Below are 5,758 nucleotides of genomic sequence, written 5' to 3' on the forward strand. Positions count from 1 at the left end.
TCAACTTCATTGCGCCGAAGGTGGCCGGTCTGCCATTCTCAGGCGCGCTCGGCGCGATGTACTTCCCCGGCGTCATTTCGCTGGTCAAGGGCGACACCCCGTTCCTGGATGGCGAGGTTCCCGCCGCCAACGGCGTGGTGACCGGTCGCGGGTTGGCCAAGATGTACGGCGCGCTGGCCAACGGCGGCCGCATCGATGGCAAGAAGTACCTGTCGGAAGAGTTGGCGAACGGCCTTACCGGCGAGGCTCGGCGCAAGTGGCCGGACGCGAACATGGTGGTGCCCATGCCTTTTCACCTCGGCTACCACGAATCGCCGGTGCCGGGCCTACTGCGCGGGTTCGGTCACGTGGGTCTCGGCGGAACACTGGGCTGGGCCGACCCGGAGGCCGGCAGCTCGTTCGGCTTCGTGCACAACCGCCTGTTGACGCCGTTGCTGTTCGACATGGGATCGTTTGCGGGCCTGGCCCGCCCGCTGCGCAATGCCATTGAAGCCGCCCGGCACCAGGGTCCGCTCGAGGTGCCCGCGCTCGGCGCGACCTATCCGAAGGCCGCTCGGCCTGCACGCCGGGGCGTCGCTACTCGCTAGAGCCGGCCCGCGACGAACGTTGCCGCTTGAGTCGTCATGCCGGACTCAGCGTAGGAACCGTGTGCCTGCGGGTTGAAGCCACCGGAGCATGCCGGGTCGTCCTGGGCGCACATATCGATGGTCTTCGGCGCGAAAACCGGGCTGATGTCGGGGAAGCCGCCTGATACGGCGGTCGCCAGCATGCTCTTGGGATTGCCGAAGAGAGCGACCGCGGCGACGTGGTCGGCCGCCTCAGGCGAAATCATGGTGGAAGCCATGTCGATGACGCCCGCGCCCTGAGACATTCCGCCAAGCACCTGTTTGGTGTTGGGGCAGCGCCCGGCCATGTCCTGGACATGGGCCGTCGCGTCCTGCGCGCCGATCGGCGCGCTTTCAGCGAAGTGGAAGGTCGCGGGATAGTTGACCGAGTAGACGTTCATTGACCGCCCGTCGATCTGGGACCGCAGCGAATCGATGAAGGCATCGCCCACCTTGCCGAGGCCGCCAGAAGGCCCGCCGGTTCCGCGGGCGAACGTCACCTCGACGTTGGGGCACGGATCGGCATGCGCGGAAGGGACACTCGTCGGCGCGATCAGCAGCGCCGAAGCTATCGCGATTGCGGCGCCGAGGATGCGAGCGACGCGGGAGAGGGATGCGCTCATTGCTCAATGCTGACACAACCCGCGGGCGGGCGTGCCGGTCAGTTGGTGGGTACCATCCCCCGGCAAAGTGTCAGCGGAAGGTCGTTGTAGGTAGCGATTCCCGGCGCCGCGGCCACTACGGCGGGGATCGCATTGATGGGCGGTAGCGCCGTCATGATGTGTCCCAACGCCATGAAATCTTCGAGCGTCTCGGCCTGAAAGTAGGGTGGCGGAAGGAAACCCACCTTTGTCGTCACCGTGGGTTGGCCGTCGACCTGGATGACCCAGCCGTCCTGGTCGATCTTCCAATCCGGATCCAGTGTCTGCCCCTTGCGCCACCGGACATTGAGGTCGATCAGTGTTCTGCCGCCTACGATGCCTTGCCAGCTGATGTAGGTGCCCGCGACGCAGCCCGCGGGTATCGTCCAGGACCCGAGATCGAGATCGGCTGTGGTTTGGGCGAATTCGGCTACGCAGCGGATCTCGTCGAGCTCCACGCCGAGCGCGTCGCCGACCAACCGCACCGCCTCACCGAAAATAGCGGTCCCCTTTTCCGCCATCTGCGGCAGATCGGGGTGGTCGATCGGCTGGCCGAAACCCACCGGCTTCTCGGTGTCCGGCGAGTCGTAGAACGTGGTGTCGGCGGCCTCGTTGACGGTGACCTTGTCGACCCGGTTGCACACCATCGCCGACACGATGGCCAGGAGTTCGGCGAACCCCGGGCTGACGCCGGACCCGAAGATGGTGGAGCCGCCGGTCTGGCAGGCCTCCAGGATGCGGTCGCGGCCGGGGCCCAGGTTGTGTCCGGTGATGAAGGACGCCGTCGTTACCACGTTGACGCCCGCGGACAGGATGCGGACCACTTCATCGACTTCGAACCACATTGGGTTGTACACCACGCAATCCGGTTTGAGGGCCAGCAGCGCGTCGACGTCGTTGGTGGCCGCGACCCCCAGCGGATCAATGCCGACCAGTTCGCCGGCGTCACGCCCGACCTTGTCCTGCGACCAGGCAAAACACCCCACCAATTCGAGCGTGGGGTTGGAGGCAATCGACTTCAGCGAGCTCTTGCCGACATTTCCGGTGTTCCATTGCACGACGCGATAGCTGTTTGGCACTCGCTCAGCATAGGGGAGGGGTTCGGCCGCCCGGCGCGTCATCCACCGGTTGGAGTCATCCGCCCTTGCCGGGCGCTTCGGCGGCCAGTACCCGCCGCGCAGCCGGTCGTAGAGCGTCGATGAATTCCGTTGCCGTATAACGCTGATGCGCGGTCAACTCCGAGGGCATCGGAGGAGCGAGCGGGACGATGATGTCTTCGTGAGAGCGGGACCTGGATTTCAGCCAGACCGCCCGTACCGCCAGCGCTGGTACCCGCAGCAACGCGACGTCGTACGACTGCGGGCCGAAGTTGGACGCCTCAAACGCGGCCGAGTCGAGGTGGCGTTGCACAGAGTGGGCCACCGGGCTGACGTTGAGGCTGGAAAACTGCGGCTGCCTTCCGGTCGTGACGTCTATTGCAACGACCTCGTCCTTAACGGCGAATTCGTGGCGCCACGCCGAGAGTTTCGCCGGTGTCAGGTCCTTCGCATCGAGCATGTCGGCAAGGCCCAGAACATAGACCCGGTAGGAAAGGCCGGGCGTGCGCAGTTCGCTGGGCGAAGCCGCGATTCTAGCCGCAAAATTTGGCGCCGCTCGCTTCAGGCCCGCGCTCGTGGCAAGACTCGCCAGGGTGCCACCCAGCGCCTCGATCGACTGTTTGGGAGCTTCAGGTGTCACGATCGGCATTAGAATCCTCCGCGCTCAGCTCGTGAAATAGGTGTCCGCCCACGTCCCAGATCCTTGGTAGTTGCCGCCAGTCAATGCGGCACGGGAGACCAGCGTCGGGCCGACAACAGTCGGGTCGTTGACCCACAGCATATTGGACGGCTCGCACCCGGAGACCCCAATGAAGTGCGCTCCACCGCCGGCCCAGGTGATGCGAATGCAAGGGGGTCTGCCTACGGCAATTTGCTCGACAATCTGGGCGTAGGTTGCGGCTTGGAGTTCTAGTGAGACGAAATGGCCGACATAGGTCAGCGCTTGATCCAGGAAGCCATAGACGTTGCACGACGAGGACCCAGGATTGCGGCAACAATCGTTGCGGCTGAGCTGTTGATTAACGACCTGGCACTGGGTAACCGTACTCGCGCTGTCGTAATAGTGCGCGACGCCGGTCGACACCGCCGCCCAGCACCAGTTGGATTCTTGCTGCAACGGGACGGAAAAATTCAGCAGCTGCATGTCGGGCAGGCCCGACATGCGGGATCTCCAACCCTGGAATCCGTGGCCGGCGGCCCCGGGCCACAGCAGCAGGATGGTGGAATCCGCGTCTGCTGAATTGAGCGTATCCGCGACGAATGGGTACGCGGCATTGCAGCCGGTGTTGTCGTCATAGCACTGGTTGAAAGCGGCATTGTGCGGAATCGCGTACCAGGCATGCGCGGGGTCGCCGGACCAGCAGGGTCCGTCCGCCCAATCAGCCTGTGCGAACCAGGCAAAGTTCCGGTCCTGTGCGTGCCTCAGATCGCCTTGCACCACCTGGACCGAGTCGCCAGGCGCGACCCCATACCACCCCACCTTGCGCCAGGGATCCGGGTGGCAGCCTGGGTCATACCAAAGCAGGGCGATGTAAACGGTGTCGGTATAGCCGTTCCAAAACCAGAGTCCCATTTTCGATAACCTCGTCGGTCGCTTTTAAGAGGCGCTTTTCTTCTTGCGACCGGAGGGCTGCTTGCGGATCGGTAGCCCGTTCGCGGTAGTGGGTGCAGCCGACGCTTGCGCCGCCAGACCTACCAAGATCCTGGACACCTTGCCGGCAAGGTCTTCTTGGGACCGGATCGGAAAGGCCGATTCGGGCAATAGGCGCATCCAGAAGGGAAAAACCGGTGCGCTTTGCTGTGGCTTTTGCGCCCTGGCACGCGGCACTCGACCATGTGGCGGGGCTACCCGAATATCTTTCCGGCTGTCCGAAGTTGAAGATGTCATTGGTGGACCCGTACCTTTCGCCGCTGCAAACCGAGTCGCCGTGCCAATTGCAGATTAGACCGGCTGCGGGCGCTCAGTAGGCGGATTCGGCCGCCAGGATCTCTGCCAGGAACGCGTCATCCACGGGCCGGTCCAACCGCCTCCGCGCCCAGCGGCGAACCCGCTCCCGGGTCTCGGGTGATTCTGTCGCCGGGGCGCCCACCTGTATCGAGGTTGCCGCCCAATCATGGTTCCAGGCGGCAGATTCCGTCATCGGTTGCCGCGCTGTGTCGACCAGGGGAAGCCTCGCGTGGCCGGCCGCATCCAGGGCGCTGATGCCGGTGATGGCTCCCGACCGCAATTGCACGGGGATGCCGGTGGCCGGGTCCGGCCCGATCAGCGCCGCACGGACGACGGCTGCGGTACCGGGCTCCTCGATGGTCCACTCGACGGTGTTTTCGGCCGCGTCGAATATCCCGGGCGGAACGGCGCTCCAGCTGATGGACGCGACGCCGCGGCTGATCGCGGCCGCACCCCGTGGACCGGTCTCGGAGCCGGCGGCCAGCGCGTAGTCGTCCTGACGGCCAGTAGACATCGTCAAGGCTGCACTCGAATCGTCAAGAGCGGCAGAAAGTTCCAGCCAGTCAACACCATCCAGGCCGACCTCGTCGGCGAGTCCGGCGCCCGCTCGCACCAGATCGCCGACCCGCGGATCGCCGGTCCGCAGATCCGTGATCAGCGCCGCGGCGTGCGGCGTCAGCAGCCCCGTCACATCCGAGTCCAGCGTGTCGTCGGAGAAGAAGCCCTGGGCACCGGCCGTCAGCACCGCCACCTCGACGTCGAGCAGAGCGCGGTCCAGGCCGACGATGCCGTCCCGCCGGCTGGCGGGCCACCAGCGCCGCAGCCAATGACCGAGGGCCAGCCGGCGCAGCGGTCCCAGGGACCCGGGCACGATGTCGACACCGGCGAGCTCGATGCCGCGCGGGTCGTCGGACGGATGGTCGTCGACCACCGACGCCAATGCGACATGTCCGGAGTCGCCGACAACCCGCCAAAGCCAGTCGGCGCGAGACAGATCGGTGAAGGTGATCCGGGTGGCCCCGTCGTCGGGCGAGTCGTCGACCGTCCAGGACAGCACCGCGCCACTGACTTCCAGCACCGCGACCAACGGGGCCGGCGTCGATGGGCGGTCGGCAGGCGCAGTGCTCCAAAGGCCGGAATCGGCAACCAATCTCATCCTGCGACCTGCAATTCCAACATCGACTTGATCCGCTGCCGGTGGTCGAGGCTGACCGACCTGGCGACTCCCTCGAGCAGAGACCGCACGTCGTCGACGTCGTCGCAAGGCTCCTGCCAGACGTCGCGTCCGTGCAGGCGCGCCCACAGCCGGCTCAGATAGGGCTGTGAGTAGGCGGCGAGGTCGTCGATCACCTGCTGTTGGCGCGGATGGATGGGGCCGCCCTCGGCGAGGTAGCGCCGGGCATGCAGGACGTACGCCTCCTTGCGCAGCCGGGCCTGGATCTGAGCCGCCAGCGCGTAGCGGCTGGT

General features: G+C 65.7%; 6 protein-coding genes and 1 pseudogene. 1 reads left to right on the plus strand and 6 read right to left on the minus strand.

Features of this window, described 5'->3' with window-relative positions; translation table 11 throughout:
• On the plus strand, window positions 1-587 hold a 587-nt coding region (locus tag VML93_RS25785), incomplete at its 5' end, for a serine hydrolase (protein ID WP_325615105.1).
• On the opposite strand, the gene VML93_RS25790 is transcribed toward VML93_RS25785, so the two are convergent.
• The 6 genes and pseudogenes from VML93_RS25790 to VML93_RS25815 all read right to left on the minus strand — a co-directional run.
• Entirely contained in the window at window positions 584-1,228 is a 645-nt protein-coding gene (locus VML93_RS25790) for a cutinase family protein (protein ID WP_325615106.1), read from the minus strand. The two genes, VML93_RS25785 and VML93_RS25790, sit on opposite strands and share 4 nt — an antisense overlap.
• Window positions 1,229-1,266: 38 nt before the next feature.
• Entirely contained in the window at window positions 1,267-2,325 is a 1,059-nt protein-coding gene (locus VML93_RS25795; RefSeq protein ID WP_325615107.1) for a dihydrodipicolinate reductase, read from the minus strand.
• Between the two features lie 55 nt (window positions 2,326-2,380).
• Window positions 2,381-2,992, minus strand: coding sequence for a hypothetical protein (locus tag VML93_RS25800; protein WP_325615108.1), 612 nt, complete (start codon window positions 2,990-2,992; stop codon window positions 2,381-2,383).
• A gap of 15 nt (window positions 2,993-3,007) precedes the next feature.
• A complete protein-coding gene (locus VML93_RS25805; protein ID WP_325615109.1) occupies window positions 3,008-3,916 on the minus strand; it encodes a papain-like cysteine protease family protein in 909 nt (302 codons plus the stop codon).
• Window positions 3,917-4,304: 388 nt separating this feature from the next.
• Entirely contained in the window at window positions 4,305-5,447 is a 1,143-nt protein-coding gene (locus tag VML93_RS25810) for a hypothetical protein (RefSeq protein WP_325615110.1), read from the minus strand.
• Window positions 5,444-5,758 (minus strand): annotated as a pseudogene (locus tag VML93_RS25815) (hypothetical protein); the annotation flags it as partial. The pseudogene VML93_RS25815 and the gene VML93_RS25810, both read right to left, overlap by 4 nt.

Source organism: Mycobacterium sp., from assembly GCF_035499775.1.
In the GTDB taxonomy this organism is placed as follows: domain Bacteria; phylum Actinomycetota; class Actinomycetes; order Mycobacteriales; family Mycobacteriaceae; genus Mycobacterium.